General features: G+C 66.9%; 14 protein-coding genes. 2 read left to right on the forward strand and 12 right to left on the reverse strand.

What is annotated here, in order from left to right; all coding sequences use genetic code 11:
- Positions 1–41 precede the first annotated feature (41 nt).
- From C480_RS00115 to C480_RS00135, 5 genes are all read right to left on the reverse strand, one after another.
- Positions 42–2,534 (reverse strand): transglutaminase family protein, encoded by a 2,493-nt coding sequence (locus tag C480_RS00115; protein ID WP_006663597.1) that lies wholly within the window; start codon positions 2,532–2,534, stop codon positions 42–44.
- Positions 2,531–3,718, reverse strand: a complete 1,188-nt coding sequence (locus tag C480_RS00120) for a DUF58 domain-containing protein (RefSeq protein WP_006663598.1) — start codon at positions 3,716–3,718, stop codon at positions 2,531–2,533. Before C480_RS00120 ends, C480_RS00115 begins: the two co-directional genes overlap by 4 nt.
- Before the next feature lie 78 nt (positions 3,719–3,796).
- Positions 3,797–4,801 (reverse strand): AAA family ATPase, encoded by a 1,005-nt coding sequence (locus C480_RS00125; RefSeq protein ID WP_006663599.1) that lies wholly within the window; start codon positions 4,799–4,801, stop codon positions 3,797–3,799.
- Positions 4,802–5,046: 245 nt separating this feature from the next.
- Positions 5,047–5,241: a cold-shock protein gene (locus C480_RS00130; protein ID WP_006107579.1), complete on the reverse strand. Its 195-nt coding sequence runs from the start codon at positions 5,239–5,241 to the stop codon at positions 5,047–5,049.
- Between the two features lie 95 nt (positions 5,242–5,336).
- The gene (locus C480_RS00135) at positions 5,337–5,663 is read right to left on the reverse strand and encodes a DUF7573 domain-containing protein (RefSeq protein ID WP_006663600.1); all 327 of its coding nucleotides are present in this window, start codon (positions 5,661–5,663) and stop codon (positions 5,337–5,339) included.
- Between the two features lie 168 nt (positions 5,664–5,831).
- Between C480_RS00135 and C480_RS23680 the strand changes: the two genes are divergently transcribed.
- Together C480_RS23680 and C480_RS00140 are read left to right on the forward strand one after the other, a co-directional pair.
- Positions 5,832–5,990, forward strand: a complete 159-nt coding sequence (locus tag C480_RS23680; RefSeq protein ID WP_162832062.1) for a hypothetical protein — start codon at positions 5,832–5,834, stop codon at positions 5,988–5,990.
- Between the two features lie 112 nt (positions 5,991–6,102).
- Positions 6,103–6,297 carry a hypothetical protein gene (locus C480_RS00140; protein ID WP_006663601.1) on the forward strand — a complete coding sequence of 65 codons (195 nt, stop codon included), beginning with the start codon at positions 6,103–6,105 and terminating at the stop codon, positions 6,295–6,297.
- Positions 6,298–6,335: 38 nt separating this feature from the next.
- On the opposite strand, the gene C480_RS00145 is transcribed toward C480_RS00140, so the two are convergent.
- From C480_RS00145 to C480_RS00175, 7 genes are all read right to left on the reverse strand, one after another.
- Positions 6,336–7,364 (reverse strand): 5,10-methylenetetrahydromethanopterin reductase, encoded by a 1,029-nt coding sequence (locus tag C480_RS00145; RefSeq protein WP_006663602.1) that lies wholly within the window; start codon positions 7,362–7,364, stop codon positions 6,336–6,338.
- On the reverse strand, positions 7,361–8,143 hold the full coding sequence (locus tag C480_RS00150) for a coenzyme F420-0:L-glutamate ligase (protein WP_006663603.1): 783 nt from the start codon (positions 8,141–8,143) through the stop codon (positions 7,361–7,363). The genes C480_RS00145 and C480_RS00150 overlap by 4 nt, the downstream gene beginning before the upstream one ends.
- A gap of 85 nt (positions 8,144–8,228) precedes the next feature.
- Positions 8,229–9,071, reverse strand: coding sequence for a maleate cis-trans isomerase family protein (locus C480_RS00155; protein WP_006663604.1), 843 nt, complete (start codon positions 9,069–9,071; stop codon positions 8,229–8,231).
- Positions 9,058–10,758 (reverse strand): hydantoinase B/oxoprolinase family protein, encoded by a 1,701-nt coding sequence (locus C480_RS00160; RefSeq protein ID WP_006663605.1) that lies wholly within the window; start codon positions 10,756–10,758, stop codon positions 9,058–9,060. The genes C480_RS00155 and C480_RS00160 overlap by 14 nt, the downstream gene beginning before the upstream one ends.
- Entirely contained in the window at positions 10,755–12,893 is a 2,139-nt protein-coding gene (locus C480_RS00165) for a hydantoinase/oxoprolinase family protein (protein WP_394296347.1), read from the reverse strand. Before C480_RS00165 ends, C480_RS00160 begins: the two co-directional genes overlap by 4 nt.
- Positions 12,894–13,020: 127 nt before the next feature.
- Entirely contained in the window at positions 13,021–14,226 is a 1,206-nt protein-coding gene (locus C480_RS00170; RefSeq protein WP_006663607.1) for an Nramp family divalent metal transporter, read from the reverse strand.
- Positions 14,227–14,557: 331 nt separating this feature from the next.
- Positions 14,558–15,097, reverse strand: a complete 540-nt coding sequence (locus C480_RS00175) for a ribbon-helix-helix protein, CopG family (protein WP_006663608.1) — start codon at positions 15,095–15,097, stop codon at positions 14,558–14,560.
- Positions 15,098–15,129: the final 32 nt, after the last annotated feature.

Below are 15,129 nucleotides of genomic sequence, written 5' to 3' on the forward strand. Positions count from 1 at the left end.
GCCGATGGGTCGGTTCGAACCGACTGTCGGCGCGATTCGGACTACGGGCGGTCCGCGTCGGGGGCCGTGTCCGAACTCGGGCTCACGAACGGTAACCGCTCGCGTGCGAGTTCATCGACGAACTCGATGGCGGTCGCGGCGTCGTCGGGAGTGACGCCGGTGCCGTAGACGGCCTGTTCGTAGCACGCGAGGACGTGTTCGACCCGTGGATCGGTCGGGGCGGGTGTGTGTGGTGACTGTGAGTAGGTGTGCGAGTGTGTCTGTGAATCCGAATGGACATCTGAACGTGACTGTGGATCTCCCTGCGATCGGGGCTGTGACTGTGACCCTGACTCCGCTGAACGGTCCGACGGTAACGTAGTCGCTGCCTGCGCTTCCAGGGCACTCACATACGCCCGCGGTGATTCGCCGGGACGGCGCGGCCTGAACTCGCGTTCGAACAGGCGTTCGAGGCGGCGGTAGGCGCGTTCGGTGTCCCGGGCGGGGTCGTCGTGGCGGCGCTGCCAGTACAGTCCGATCGTGCGGAAGTAGAGTTCGCGGCCGCCGGTGCGGTGGATGGCAGCGGCCAGCCCGACGATAGCGACGGCGGTGAACGCGAGGAACTCGCGCGGGATCGTGATCGCGAGCGGGTTGGTATCGTCGTCCTCGCCGTCGCCGTCCTGTGCGGCCGGTGTGCCGGGGTCGGGACGGGTGGGATCGGTGGAATTCGTTCCGTTGGGGTCGCTGGAGTTGTTCGGGTCGGTCGGATCGGTTGGATCGGTTCCGTTGTCGGGCGGACTGGGTTCATTCGGGTCGGGCGATGGCTCGTTACCGGGGTCATCCTCGCTGTCGTTGCGAATCGGAACGTCCTCGCTTTCGTCGGTGTCGACGTTCTCGTGACCGTTCTCGCGGGCCTCCTGTAGGCGATCCATGTGTACGTCGTCGCGCTCGCCGCCTGGGGTGGGATCGAACGAGACCCAGCCGTGGTCGGGGAAGTAGACTTCGACCCAGGCGTGGGCGTCGAGACCGCGGACGACGTGGGTATTGTCGTCGACTTGCTGGCCGCTCGTGTAGCCCGTGACGTATCGAGCGGGGATGTCCTCCGCGCGAAGCATTTGCGTCATCGTGGTCGCGAAGTAGATGCAGTAGCCCTCGTCCATCTCCAGGAGGAACTCCTCGGCGACGTTCCCGTTCGGCTGCTCGATGTCGAGTGAGTAACCCTTCGACGAGCGGAGATACGATTCGATCGTCGCTGCCGTTTCGTACGGGGTGTCAGCGTCTTCGGTCACCGTGGCGGTCCGGTCGTCGAATTCCGACGAGGTGCCTTCCGGCAGTTGCAGGTAGTACTCTTCGATCTCGTCGGGGTAGTCCGTCCCCGCTTGCTTGAGTGAAGCGGGATCGCTGTCGATGATCGCGCTCTCGACGACGTAGCTGTCGTCCTCGATCAGCGTCGTCGAGGGGTGAACCTGGCCGTGTCGCGTCACTTCGGCGTACTGTGCGGCTCCCTCGCTGACGGACAACGGCTGGGGGGCGACCGGCATGACGCCGAGTTCAGTTTCGGCGGTGACGACCTGCCTGGCCACGTCGTACTCGCCGGGCGGGGAGGTTATCGGTCCGTTGAGCGACTGCAACTGTCCGCTTCGGACCCACTCGTCGCCGGTAAAACGATCGTAGACGCCGGTACGCCAGTAGGAGGCCTGCTCGGACTCGACGGTGAACCGGACCTCGGGTGAGAGGTCGACCTGGCCGGTAAAGCCGGAGCGCTGGCCGGCGGAATCGATAGCGCCCTCGAGTGAACTCGGGCCGCCGCGATCGAGCGTGACCGGGCCGGTTGCGTTTCCGGGGACGAACGTGACGGACAGCGAGAGGACGATGATCAGTGCGAAGAGGACGGCAAGCAGGTCCGCCTGGGCGATCGAGCCGCCGCGGCGCTCGAGTTCGCCGAAGCCGACGGTACCCAGTGCGGCGAGGGTGCCGACCAGGGTGATCGTGAGGTCGGCGTCGCCGGTCAGGACGAGAAAGCAAAGCGTGAAGCCGCCGGGGAGCACGCTCAGGGCGTATCGACCCCGGAGCGCGAGGTACCACGAGAGGAAGACGGGTGCGGGAACGAGGCCGAGCGTCAGCGCGCTGGCTTCGACCGTTCGAAGCAGCGAGAGGCCGGTAACGAGCGTGACAACGTCGGCGAGCAGCGACTCGGTTGCCGAGAGGACGACGCCGACGCCGACGCCGCTGGCCTCGAGGTAGTACGCAAACCCGAGGCTGGCTGCCGTCACCGCGGCGATCGTGGCGGTCCGCGGACGGATCAGGCGGGCGAGCAGCGTCGCGGCGAGCAACATCGTGCCGGCGAGGACGAACAGCGAGTCCGTTCCGCCGACGACCCGCGTCACGTCCTGTAGAACGGAGACGATCGACGCGAGCAACACCAGGACGCAGCCGAGTGCGAGCGTGCGGAACGCACCGGGGCCGACCGTTCGTCCGGTTTCGTTTCGACCCCTCCCCGTTCCGCCGAGGGAAATCGTCCGCTCCGTGCGACGAGACTCGGCGTCCGTGCTCATGTGAGCACCCCCGATCGCTGCGTCCCCGTCCTCCCCGCGCCGTCATCGTTTCCTGTCCCCGTAGCCCGCTGTCCGGCGTTCCTGCGGTCGCCGCCGTCAGCGGCCGGTCCCGGCCGCGCGCGCTCGCTAGCGCCTCGCAGCCGCTCGAAGGGGATTTCGTGTTCGGCCTCTCCCTCGCCGATGGCGACCGAAACCGTCCCCGTTCGCGCTGTAACGCGAATCTCCGCATCGGTCCGGTCGCGATCCGTGAGCGCCGCCGTCCCTGCACCCGTCTCGAGGGCGGCGAGGACGGCGAGCAGTTCGTAGTAGTGTCCGGCGTCGGAACTCGGCTGAACGACCGTTCCGTCCACGACGAGGCCGACCCGAATACTCGTCTCGCGAAGCGCCGTCACGATGCTCGCAACCGCCGTCGCGAGTTCGTCTTCCAATCCCGTCGCACATTCGGCGGCGATAGTAACCGTTTCGAGACCCGCATCGGCGGCGTACTCCGTGACGACGAGGTCGTCTTCGGGCTGTTTGGCCGCGGCCTTCCAGTGGACGTCGCGCAACGAATCACCGCGGCGATACTCCCGGAGGTGATCGAACTCCTCGCGGTTGCGTCGGGCCGTCGCGTCGGCGAACTCGTGCAATCGCTTGTCCAACGCGCCCTGTAATTCGTACACCCGCGGGTAGACCGTTACCGAACTCGTCTCGCTGAACTCGAACCGACGCGTGACGAGCCCGAAGACATCGCGTATCGTGATCGTCGCTGGTCCGACCGTTCGATCGCCACGGGACGCAAGCGCTACGTCGTAGGTCACTCGCGTCTCGCCGTCGAGGATCGTTTCCGTCGCCGGGGTGTGCGTGGGCATCGATTCCGATTCGGGTGCATGCGTTCTCGCCTCATCCGTTTCGAGAGCGAGTCCCGTTCCGATTTCGTCACGGACGGTCGCCGCTACGTCGCCGGTCGTCTCGACGGCGAACGCGGCTTCGCGGGTCTCGCCGACGAACCCGTCGTCCATCGGTAGCCGTCTGACCGCGGGACGGTCGAGGCGGAGCGTCACGACGAAACCGGCCAGCAGGATAACGAGCAGCGGCGCGACGACGGCGTTTAGCGACCGCGGGCCGTACTGCCACCCCATCGCGACCGAGAGACAGATGATGGCGAGGACGGCCCAGCCGCGGCGTGTGAGTGTTACGTGCATACGTCCGTTTCGGTTACCGCCGGTTCGATCGCGCTCGCGCTCGCTTCGCTCGCGGCCGTGTCACCCGTCTCTCCCGCGTCATCCGTCTCGGTCCTCAACCGGGACCCGCTCGAGCGCGTCCGCGACGATATCACCGCCGTCGCGGGCGCGGTCGTTCGTCTTTACGCGATGACTCAATACGACGGGTGCCTCCACCTGTACGTCGTCGGGCGTGACGAACTCGCGGCCGTCGACGACCGCCCGCGCCTGCGATGCCCGGAGGAGCGAAATCGCTCCTCGCGGACTGACGCCGACGTGTGCGTTCTCGCGCGTATAGCCGACGAGCCGCGTTACGTACTTCCTAATCGGTTCCGCAACCTGCACCTGCGAGACCGCTTCCCGCGCCCGAACGAGCGTTTCCCGGTCGGTGACGGACTCGAGTTCGTCGATCGGATGCGTCCCGACGGTTCGACCCAACAGTTCGGATTCGTCCTCGGGACTCGGATAGCCGAGGTGGAGTTTCTTCATGAATCGGTCGAGTTCGGCGAAGGGCAGGTCGTAGGTCCGGTTCGGCTCGATTGCGTTCTGCGTCGCGATGACGGTAAACGGCGAGGGAAGCCCGCGCGTCTCGCCGTCGGCGGTGACCTGTTCTTCTTCCATCGCCTCGAGCAGCGCCGACTGGGTTTTCGGCGGCGCGCGGTTGATCTCGTCGCCGAGGACGATATTGCCGAAGATGGGGCCGGGCTGGAACTCGAACTCGCGGGTCTGTTGGTTGAAGACGTTCACGCCGGTCACGTCCGTCGGAAGAAGATCGGGCGTAAACTGAACTCGTCTGAAGGTGCAGTCCACCGAGGTCGCAATCGATCGGGCGAGCATCGTCTTGCCGACCCCAGGAACGTCATCGAGCAGGACGTGTCCGCGGCCGAGCAAGGCCGTAATGACGTGATCGATCACGTCCTCGTGACCGACGATGACGCGCGAAACGTTCTCCGCGATGTCGGTTCCGATCGTTTCCACGGTCGAGAGCGCCAGTGGCTCAACGGCCGTCTCGTCGGCCGGAGGCGTCTCGAGCACCGTCTCGGATGTCGGGTCAGCGTCAGTCATCGGTCGAGGTGAGGGCGAACTCGCGAGGAGATTCGGACGCGCGGCACCTGCAGACTCATCGTGCTTGTGCGACCTCCGCGTGTCGGAACTATATGCTTTGTGTCGAGACAAGTGAGTGTTTCACCTTACGGGTGGTCTCACCGGGCGCATTTACCACCGAAGCAGTAAGCAGACGCACCGCTGTTCATCGCGTTGTCACTCAAAAACGAACGGTCGGAGAACGATACTGCCTTCGGATCGCCGATCTAGAGGCGCTCGACGCTCGTCGCGCGCGGGCCCTTCTCAGCCTCCTCGATTTCGAACTCGAGTTCCTGACCCTCTTCCAGATCAGGACCGCCAACGTCCTCCATGTGGAAGAACACGTCCTCGTCCGCGTCCTCGGTCTCGATGAATCCGTAACCGCCGGTGTCGTTGAAGAATGCAACCGTACCTTTCGCCATTGCAGTTCAACAAACTCACGACGGAGATATAAATGTTCGGGAGATTGCCACCGAATTCGTCCGAAAACGGTCCGTTACCCGCAGTCAGTCGGCACTTACCAGGTTTTGCACGCGGGGCAGACGAACGTCCCGTCGTCGCGCCAGCGGCGGGTGCTCGCTTCGCCGCACTCGCTGCACACCGCCGCATCCGCGGGCGGACTCCACGCGTACGTCGCTAGCGACGAGTTCAGTGTCTCCGAACCTGAACTCGAGGCCGAGCCCGGATCGGTATTCGAGTTGGCTGTGGAGTCGGTCTCCGTCTCTGTCTCCGTCTCCGTCTCTGTCGCCGTTTCCGACGGGGCGGGTTCGCGTTCGGACGATTCGTCTGTGCGTTCCTCGGTCTCTGCCGCCTGATAGTCTGAAAGGGTCTTGTCGTCCGTCATAGCTGGGACTGCGATCGGCAATCGGTTAGCTACCGGTGGTTTTCCCCGACGCGTTCGAAGTCGTCGTCCGGATCGCTCTCTACAACGAGCCGTTTTACTGCGGATGGCGGTTATTAGTAGCTCGTCATTGGAGAAAGTTTTTTCACCTATTTGGTGGAAATCCAACCAATGGATCTCCGCGAGTCACTCGCTGCACTCGGTGCCGCTCTGGAAGGCGATGAGATAACGGGCCGCCAGGCGGCGATCATCGTCGCAGTCTGGATGGGCGGGATCGCCGTCTTCGGGATCGTCGCCTACTTCATCGTCTTCGTGATCATCGGCTTTTGAGCGGGGTCGGGCACACTCGCATCGCGGCACGTACAACGCCCCTGCCGATCGCTCGGAACGGTCTCGGAGCGGGACCGGCACGGCCAAGTACCACCGGTGACAATCCCCACACATGGAAACCGCCGTAGTGCTGAACGTCATCGTTGACAACGTGATTGAGATGAACGAATACTTCAGTAACGTCGCGACGGGCGAGGGAGCCGCACCGCTGCTCATCCTCGTCGGAACGCTCCTCATCGTCTTCTCGCTCGGCGTCTTCGGCGTCTTGACCCTCGGTGCGCTCGGCAGTCTCGTAACCGGTAACTGAGTTCGTCTTCTTCGTTTCTCTTCGCAACGCGAGTGCGTTTACTGACGAGAGCCACGAGAGCCACGGACGCGCGCAATCGCTTCGCTCGCGCGCTCGATCGCATCATCGAGTTCAGGACCGAGCGGCGAGCCGACGACGATCCCGTCGACGTGGTCGAGCATCGCGTCGAACCGATCCGCGACCTGCGCCGTCGTCCCGGCGACGCAGAACGCGTCGATCATCGCCGGCGTGACGCGGTCGAACGCGTCGGTGAGATCCCCCTTCGAGAGCGCGTCGCCGACCGAACTCGCGGCCTCGCGGTCGATGTCGTGTCGGTCGAGCACCGGGTCGGCCGCCCCGCCGACGATGAAGGCGACCGGGGGACGTGCGGCCTCCCGCGCCGCCGCTTCGTCCGCCGCGACGCTCACGCTCGCGAACGCGAGCGCCTCGAACGCGCCGCGGTCGGCGGGCCGCTCGTCCAGTCCGTGCTCGAGTTGGCCGGCCGCCCACTCGAGATCGCGCGGATGGGCGGCGTTGACCAGCACGCCGTCGGCGTGCTTGGCGCTCATCCGGAGCATGTGCGGCCCCTGCGCGCCGACGTAGACGGGAATCCGACCCGACGGCGGCTCGAGATTGAGCGACGCGTCGCTGGCCGCGAACGTCCCGTCGTGGCTGACGGTCTCGCCCGCCCAGAGATCGCGCGCGACATCGAACGTTTCGAGGACGCGCCGAAGCGGCCGCTCGTGTTCGATGCCGAGGTTCGCGAGCGACGACCGGTCACCCGCACCGATCCCGAAGACGGCACGGCCGTCGCTGAACTCGTCGATCGTCGCCGTTTGGGCGGCGAGTTTGACCGGGTGGGTCTCGTAGGGATTGACGACGCCCGGGCCGAGTCGAATGCTGTCCGTGGCGTCGGCCATGCGCGAGAGCGCCACGAACGGGTCGCGGTTGAAGTAGTGGCTGCTCGCGAACGCGATGTCGAATCCCTCGTCCTCTGCGAGGGCCGCGAGTTCGGCGATGCGCTCGATGGGGTGTTCGGGCGTGAGTTCGATGCCGACGGTCGGCTCGGTATCGGCGTTCGTGCTCATTCGTCGGCCCTCCACTCCCACCCGCGAAGCGCTTGTCTGATGAGGTCGTCTTCGACCGAGCGGAAGAGTTCGTCGCTGCCGTCGAGGTCGCCGAAGGCCCAGTCGCTGACGACGACGGCGGGGGTGCCGCCGGCCCCTTCGCCGGTGACGAGGTTCGCGGCGGCGGCGAGTTCGTCGACGACGGACTGGACGGTGACGCCGAGTTCGCGGCCGTCGCGGTCGCGTTCGCCGCGCCAGTCGCGGCTGGCGGGGAGGCCGTCCCAGCCGATGGCGACGCCGCGCTGGCCGTGGCGGAAGGGGCGGCCGCAGGTGTCGGTGACGATCACGGCAACGTCCTCGTAGCCGCGCTCTTCGAGTCCGTCTCGGATTCGTGCCGCGCTTTCGCTCGGCCGCTCCGGCAGGAGCAACAGGTCGTGACCGGGCACGTTCGAGCGGTCGATGCCCGCGTTCACGCAGATGTGGCCGAACCGCGTTTCGGTGAGCAGGAAGGGGGCGTCGATCAGCAGTTCCGTGCTCTCCTCGAGAACGGCCTGTGCGAATCGGGGGTCTTTCTCCTCGCCGGTGAGATCGCCGATGCGCTCGGCGAGTTCATTCGCGCGGCCGCTGACCGGGTAGTCGTCGAGGTCGGCCGTTCGTCCCTCGGCCTTGGAGACGATGGTGCTGGCGACGGTGAGCACGTCGCCCTCGGCGAGGGTGTCCCCCGCCCGATCCGCGACGAGGTCGGCGATGTCGTCGCCGGGGCGGATCTCGGGCAGGTCCGCCACTGGTGTGAGTTCCATACCGGTGGGTGGGCGAGTACCGCCAAAAACGCACCGTCACCGGAGAATCGAACCAGCGGCCGGCAGCGCGTCACCCGCTCGTCGCTTATCGCTCGCGTTCGAAGAGCGCTCCCGGCCCGTCGATCGTGAGTCGGTTCTCGCTCCCGGTTTCAGCCTCGCTCGCGCTCGTACTCGCGCGCTCGTTCTCGTTTTCGTTTTCGCGTTCGCTCTCGCTCTCGCTCTCGAAATCAGCAACCCGCGCGAGATCCCAGAGCGTCGCTCCGTTGCTCGTGACGACCGGGACCCCGAGTTCCGACTCGAGATCGTCGACGGCGGCGAGCGAACGGTAGTTGGTACACGAGACGAAGATCGCATCGAGGCCGCTCGAATCGCACTGCCCGACGTGGTCGACCACCTGTTGAAACGCCTCGGTCTCGTCCAGTGCGCCGATGGCCGTGTTTCGCTCGAGGCCGCGCCCGTCGATCGTCGCGACATCGAAGCCGCGCTGCTCGAGAAACTCCCGTTCTTTCTCGTCCAGGTCGGCAGTGTACGGCGTGACGACGGCGATTCGCGTCGCGTCGATGAACTCGAGCGCGCGGACGACGGATCGTGCCGTCGCGACGGCCGGAACGCCCGCCGCCTCCCGGATGGTCGCCTCGAGTTCGGCGTCGAAACCGGGCCCGTGCAACAGGCTGCCGGTCGTGCAGGCGTAGGCGATCGCGTCGACGGCGGCGTGACCGAGCAGTTCGGCCGCGCGGGTCGCGTCGTCGCTCATCGCGTCGAGTTCGTCGACGGTCACCGACTCGAGGGACATCCGCGCACCGTGGACGCTCACGGAGGCCGGAAGCGCCGCGCGGAACTCCGGTTCGGCCGTCGTGTTCGACGAGGGGACGATCAGGCCGATTCGACCGCGTTGGTTCCCGCCGGCGTCAGCTTCATTGGTCGGCATCGTCACCTCGCGAGTTCGCGTCGCTTTCAGCTTCGAGCGCCGTGGTGTTTCGCGCTGCCGGCTCGCCGTGGCCGCCGCCGCCCGGCGTCCGGACGGTGACGGTCGTTCCCGCCTCGACATCGACCGTCGTCTTTGCGGGCACCGCCTCGCCGTCGATCAGGTTTTCGCCCGTCGCGCCGCTCTCGCCGCCCGCGACGCCGGCGGGCGCGTGGCGTCGGCGCTCGGTCAAAAGCGATACCGTCGCGTCTCGCTCGACGGTGACGGTGCGCTCGAGTCCACAACCGCCGCGGAACTCGCCGCGGCCGCCGCTGTCTTCGCGCAGCCCGTAGCGGTCGACGCGGAGCGGGTACTCCGTTTCGATCGATTCGACGGGCGTGTTGAGCGTGTTCGTCATGCCGACCTGGACGCCGTCCATGCCGTCGCGATCGGCGCGCGCCCCGAAGCCGCCGGCGATGGTTTCGTAGTAGGCGAACGAGCCGTCCCGCGCGCCGATGGTCAGGTTGTTCATCGTGCCCTGGCCCTGTGCGGGGACGCGGTCCGGCGCGGCGCTCGCGAGCGCGGTAAAGACCACGTCCGTCACCCGCTGGCTGGTCTCGACGTTTCCCCCGACGACCGCCGCGGGGGGCTCCGGATTCAGGAGCGTCCCTTCGGGAGCGCGGACGCTCACCGGCTCGTAACAGCCGTGGTTCGGCGGGATCTCGGGATCGGTGAGACACCGGACGACGAAGTACACCGCGCTCTTCGCGACCGCGAGCGGCGCGTTGAGATTCCCCGCGAGCTGGTCGTCGGTTCCGTCGAAGTCGACGTCGATCGTCGCGCCATCGACCGTCACCGTCACCGCGAGTTCGATGTCGTCGTCGATCACCCCGTCGCCCTCGAGCACGTCGGTCGCCTCGTAGGTCCCGTCGGGAAGGGTTTCGAGTTCGCCTTCGATGCGCTCGCGCGAGTAGTCGATGACGGCCTCGAATCCCGCCAGAGCGGTGTCGCGGCCGTGCCGGTCGAGCAGTGCGGCGAGTCGCTCTTGGGCGCGCTCGTTCGCGGCGAGTTGGGCGCGCAGGTCGGCGCGTCGCTCGCGGGGGTTGCGGACGTTCGCGAGGATGAGCGACCGGATGTCCTCGCGCACCTCGCCGGCCTCGACGAGTCGCGTCGGCGGGAGTCGCAGCCCTTCCTGGTAGATCTCCTCCGCGCCGGCGGGCATGCTTCCGGGCGTCATGCCACCCACGTCGGCGTGGTGGGCGCGGGAGACGGCGTAGCCGACGATGTCGCCGTCCGCGGCGAGGGGCGAGACCATCGTCACGTCCGGCAGGTGCGTCCCGCCCCGGAAGGGGTCGTTGAGCACGAACACGTCGCCGGGTCGCGGATCGAACTCGAGGACGGCGTCGACGGCGGCGGGCATCGCGCCGAGGTGGACCGGGATGTGTTCGGCCTGGGCGATCATCCGCCCGTCGGCGTCGAACAGGGCCGTCGAGCAGTCCCGGCGCTCCTTGATGTTCGGCGAGTACGCGCCGCGGATCAGGGTCTGGCCCATCTCCTCGGCGATGCTCTCGAGTTGGTTGCGAAGCACTTCGAGCGTCACCGGGTCGATATCGCTGCCGGGTTCAGGGGTTATGGCGTTCGGTCGGTCGGTGCCGTCGGTTTCGGCGTTGTCACTCTCGGTGTTGTCGAGTTCAGTGTCGTCGGTCGTCATTCTTCGGTCACCTCCGTGCGGGTCACGACGAGCGTTCCGTCCGCCAGACAGCGTCCCGTCCACCCCGGCGGGACGACGGCGGTGCTTTCGTCCTGTTCGAGAATCGCCGGGCCGGCGACCGTCGCGTTCGGTGCAAGGCGGTCGCGGTCGTAGACGGTCGCCTCCCGGGGCTCGGGTTCCGATTTCGATTCCGATTCCGTTTCGAGATCGAAGCCGGGGAAGTGGGCCATCCGCGTGCCGACGCGGGCGTCGCCGTTCCCCGCGTGGCGGACGGTCGGATCGGCTCCGGGGACGGTCGCCGTCGCGCGGAGGTTGACGACCTCGATCCGTTCGTCCAACTCGTAGCCGTAGGCGCGCTCGTGGGCCTCGTGGAACCGCTCTGCGATCGCCGCTGCGTCGAATCCGTCCGCCATGGGAACGGAGAGTTCGAAGCTCTGGCCGGCGTACCGACAGTCCGCCGCGCGCTCGACGCGCGCCGAATCGGGGTCCGACGTCTCCGCGAGCACGTCCGCGACGAGTTCGTCGGAAACGGCTTCGGTCGCCTCCGGATCGGCCGTCTCGAGGTCGACGCCGACGGTGCGGACGGCGTCGTAGCTCTCGTCGGCGGCGAGGAGGCCGAACGCCGAGAGGACCCCGCCCGGTCGCGGGATGACGACGCGGTCGACGTCGAGCGAGTCGGCGAGCGCGACGGCGTGCAGCGGTCCCGCGCCGCCGAAGGCGACGAGCGCGAACTCGCGCGGGTCGTGGCCGCGTTCGACGGTGACGCTGCGGATCGTTCGGGTCATCGTCGCGTTGGCCACGCGGTAGACGCCGCGGGCGGCCGCGAGCGCGTCGGGCAGTCCGGCTTCGTCGGCCAGTTGCGCGAGGGCGTCGCGGGCCGCGTCCACGTCGAGCGTGAGCTCGCCGCCCAGGGCGGTGTCGGGGCCGATGTAGCCGAGGACGACGTTGGCGTCGGTGACGGTCGGCCGCGTCCCACCGCGGCCGTAGCAGGCGGGGCCGGGCTGTGCGCCCGCGGATTGGGGGCCGACTCGAAGCGCCCCGCCGCCGTCGACCCACGCGATCGAGCCGCCGCCGGCACCGACGGTGTTCACGTCGACCATCGGCGTTCGGATCGGGAGGCCGTCGATCTCGGCGTCGGTCGTCCGCTCCGCTCGGCCGTCGCGGACGAGGCTCACGTCGCTCGAGGTGCCGCCCATGTCGAATGTGACGAGTCCCTCGATCGTGCCGCCGCCGGGTTCGTCGGCGTCCGCGCTCGTAGCGTCGGCCTCTCCGTCACCGACCGTCGCCGCAGCACCCACGACGCCCGCGGCGGGTCCGGAGAGCGCCGTCGTGACGGCGTGTTCGCGGACGGTCTCGGGGTCCGCGATGCCGCCGTTGGCCTGCATGATCCGCGGGGCCGGAATCCCCGCCTCCGCGGCCTCGTCGACGAGCCGCCCGACGTAGCGGTCGATCGCCGGCCGGACGTAGGCGTCGACCGCGGTGGTCGACGTGCGCTCGAACTCGCGGAACTCGGCGAGCACCTCGTGGGAGGCCGAGACCGGCACGTCGAGTTCGTCTCGCAGGGTTTCGGCGACCACTCGCTCGTTCGCGGGGTCGGCGTAGGCGTGCAACAGACAGACGGCGACGGATTCGACCTCCCGGTCGCGCAGCGTCGCCGCGAGTTCGCGCACCTCATCGGGGTCGACCGCCCGTTCGATTCCGTCGACCGTCGTTCGCTCGTCGATCTCGAAGCGCAACTCGCGCGGAACGAGCGGTGCCGGTTTCTCGGCGTCGAGGTCGTACAGCGCGGGCCGGTCCTGCCGGCCGATCTCGAGCACGTCCCGGAATCTCGACGTGGTGACGAGCGCCGTCTTCGCGCCCCCGCGCTCCAAGAGGGCGTTAACCGAGACGGTCATCGCGTGACCGAACTCGTCGATGTCGTCCGGGTCGATGCCCGCCTCGGCGCAGGCCTTTCGAACGCCCTCGAGGACGCCGACGTGTTGTTCGTCCGTCGTCGGCACCTTCGCGGTGACGAGGCTGTCGTCCACGGAGAGGGCCACGTCGGTGAAGGTGCCGCCGACGTCGACGCCGATTCGAACGGCGTCGGTACCGTCGTCGGTCCCCGCGTTCCGAGCCGCCGAGTCGCTGTGTGTCATCGATACGTCCGTGTTCGTGTCAGAGGTATGTGAATCGATCATGTCGTCGAATAGGATGTTCTGCGTGTCCGTGCGTCGTGGTGAGACGAGTTCAGGTGGTGGTCGTGTCGTCGCTGTGGGTGCATAGTCAGGCGAAGAGCACGTCGTACAGCGTCTGCAGCCCGATCCCGATCACGACGAGCGTGACGAACCCGCCGAGTGCGTTCTGGAGCCGGCTATTGGTGTGCTCGCCGAGCAGCCCCTCGTTGTTCATCGCGTAGGTGAGGAAGACGGCGAGGATCGGCAACAGCAGTCCGTTGGCGACCTGCGCGAAGACGATCACGGTGATCGGGTTGTAATCCAGCGCCGAGAAGACGATGCCCGTCCCCAGAATCGTCATCCAGACCGCTCGGAACCGGGTCGCCGTCAGATCGCGCTCCCAGCCGAGCGCGCCGGCCGTCGCGTACGCCCCGGCAAGCGGCGCGCTCATCGAACTCGTGAATCCGGCCGCGAAGAGCCCGATCGCGAAGAAGGTCAGCGCGTAGCCGCCGAAGACCGGCTCGAGCTGCGTTGCCATCGCCCCGACGTCGTCGATCTCGGTCCCGCTGGGAAACACCGCGGCGGCCGTGACGACGATCGACGTCGTGATGAGCCCGCCGATGGCGACCATCAGGATCGTGTCGGTCCGGCACTCGGTGAGATCGGCCGCGCCGTCCCAGCGCTCCTGGACGGTGCTCGCGTGCAAGAAGAGGTTGTAGCCGACGACGGTCGTCCCGATGAGTCCGGCGATCAGGTAGGCCGATCCGTCGGGAATCGTCGGCACGAGTCCGATCGAGAGCGCCCCCATATCGGGGCGGACGATAATCGCGTTAATGACGAACGCGAGGCCCATGACGATCACGAGGCCGATGAAGACCCGTTCGATCAGTTTGTAGTTTCCCGACCACAGCAAGCCGGCGGCCACGAACCCGATAAGGGGGCCCCAGACGCTCTCGCTGACCCCGGTTATCGTCGCGAGGCCGGCAGCGCCCCCGACGATGTTGCCGGTCTGAAAGGCCGCCGTCCCGATCCCGATCGCGCTCACGACGAGCGCAACGGTCGCGCCCTTCGCGATCGGATTCGAGAACTCGTTTCGAAACGCTTCGCCCAGACCCTCCGCGGTGATCAGGCCGAGCCGCGCGCTCATCTCCTGTAAGACCATCGTCGCCAGAATCGAAAACGCGATCGTCCAGACGAGCACGTACGCGTACTCGGCACCGATCACGCTCGCCGTCGTCACCGTTCCCGGCCCGACGAACGCGGCCGCGACGAGTGCGCCCGGTCCAACCGCTTTCAATCGCTCCAGAATGCCCATGGTATCTGTACACACATATCGCTCTCCGAACGAGTCAAAAACGTTGTTAAGAGTCGATCATACGCGCGCCCCGAGTTCGGTCGCCGATGAGCGTTCGTATGAACTCGTATCACCTTCTCCCCCTACGGAGCTTGTCGGTGAACTCCCGTTCTGGCCGAAGCTATAGTAGCCACTGAAAGTCAGTGCACACCTGATCGTGCGACAGCCGTACGATCAGTGTGTAAACCGTTTCAGTTGTTACTATACTCGGCAGGCGAATACTCGCCGTTCACGTTCGGCGTTCCCGACTTCAGGGCGAGATGAACGCCGGAGTTTCGCCGAGACCGGGCGGTCAGTCGACGCGCTCGGTGATGATCACCTTCGAGACGCCCTGTTCGATCTCGATCTCGGTCGGGAGGTCGGCGGTGCTGCGCTCGATGAAGCGCGTCATGAACCAGCGGATCGCCTCCGACGGAAAGACGAGGTGATAATCGGCGTCCTCGCGGCGCACCTCGAGAAAGCCGCAAAACGAGAGCCATTCGAGAACCTCGCCGACCGTCTCAAAGCGGTCCGCGTATTCGTGGGCATGGTACTCCGAAACGCGGTCGGCCGCCTCGACGAACGCCGGGTCCGGGTCGCCGCCGTCGTAACAGAACTCGAGAAAGGCATGGAGGAAATCGACGTCGAGCAACACGTGCTCCCCCGACGCCAGCATCCGGTAGTACTGCTCTAAATTATCGCTGGGCTGTTGATTCGCCGCCTCGAAGTTCGCCGCGTAAAAGGCGAGCGCGCGCCGGACGACCTCGCTCTGCCCGGCACCCGTCTCGGTCACCAGCGTCTCGAGGGCGGCCGCTGACTCCTCGTCAAGCGATACCGTTACGCGCTGTGTCATACTGACTCGTCGAACTCGAGACGTGTATAGCT

Source organism: Natrialba aegyptia DSM 13077 (genome assembly GCF_000337535.1).
Taxonomy (GTDB): domain Archaea; phylum Halobacteriota; class Halobacteria; order Halobacteriales; family Natrialbaceae; genus Natrialba; species Natrialba aegyptia.

Excerpts from the sequence above, each read along its gene's own strand:
- C480_RS00175 (WP_006663608.1), bottom strand. The coding sequence starts at position 15,097 with ATGACACAGCGCGTAACGGTATCGCTTGACGAGGAGTCAGCGGCCGCC.
- C480_RS00160 (WP_006663605.1), bottom strand. The coding sequence starts at position 10,758 with ATGACGACCGACGACACTGAACTCGACAACACCGAGAGTGACAACGCC.
- C480_RS00120 (WP_006663598.1), bottom strand. The coding sequence starts at position 3,718 with ATGCACGTAACACTCACACGCCGCGGCTGGGCCGTCCTCGCCATCATC.
- C480_RS00150 (WP_006663603.1), bottom strand. The coding sequence starts at position 8,143 with ATGGAACTCACACCAGTGGCGGACCTGCCCGAGATCCGCCCCGGCGAC.
- C480_RS00145 (WP_006663602.1), bottom strand. The coding sequence starts at position 7,364 with ATGAGCACGAACGCCGATACCGAGCCGACCGTCGGCATCGAACTCACG.
- C480_RS00170 (WP_006663607.1), bottom strand. The coding sequence starts at position 14,226 with ATGGGCATTCTGGAGCGATTGAAAGCGGTTGGACCGGGCGCACTCGTC.
- C480_RS00165 (WP_394296347.1), bottom strand. The coding sequence starts at position 12,893 with ATGACACACAGCGACTCGGCGGCTCGGAACGCGGGGACCGACGACGGT.
- C480_RS00125 (WP_006663599.1), bottom strand. The coding sequence starts at position 4,801 with ATGACTGACGCTGACCCGACATCCGAGACGGTGCTCGAGACGCCTCCG.
- C480_RS00135 (WP_006663600.1), bottom strand. The coding sequence starts at position 5,663 with ATGACGGACGACAAGACCCTTTCAGACTATCAGGCGGCAGAGACCGAG.
- C480_RS00130 (WP_006107579.1), bottom strand. The coding sequence starts at position 5,241 with ATGGCGAAAGGTACGGTTGCATTCTTCAACGACACCGGCGGTTACGGA.
- C480_RS23680 (WP_162832062.1), top strand. The coding sequence starts at position 5,832 with ATGGATCTCCGCGAGTCACTCGCTGCACTCGGTGCCGCTCTGGAAGGC.
- C480_RS00115 (WP_006663597.1), bottom strand. The coding sequence starts at position 2,534 with ATGAGCACGGACGCCGAGTCTCGTCGCACGGAGCGGACGATTTCCCTC.
- C480_RS00155 (WP_006663604.1), bottom strand. The coding sequence starts at position 9,071 with ATGCCGACCAATGAAGCTGACGCCGGCGGGAACCAACGCGGTCGAATC.
- C480_RS00140 (WP_006663601.1), top strand. The coding sequence starts at position 6,103 with ATGGAAACCGCCGTAGTGCTGAACGTCATCGTTGACAACGTGATTGAG.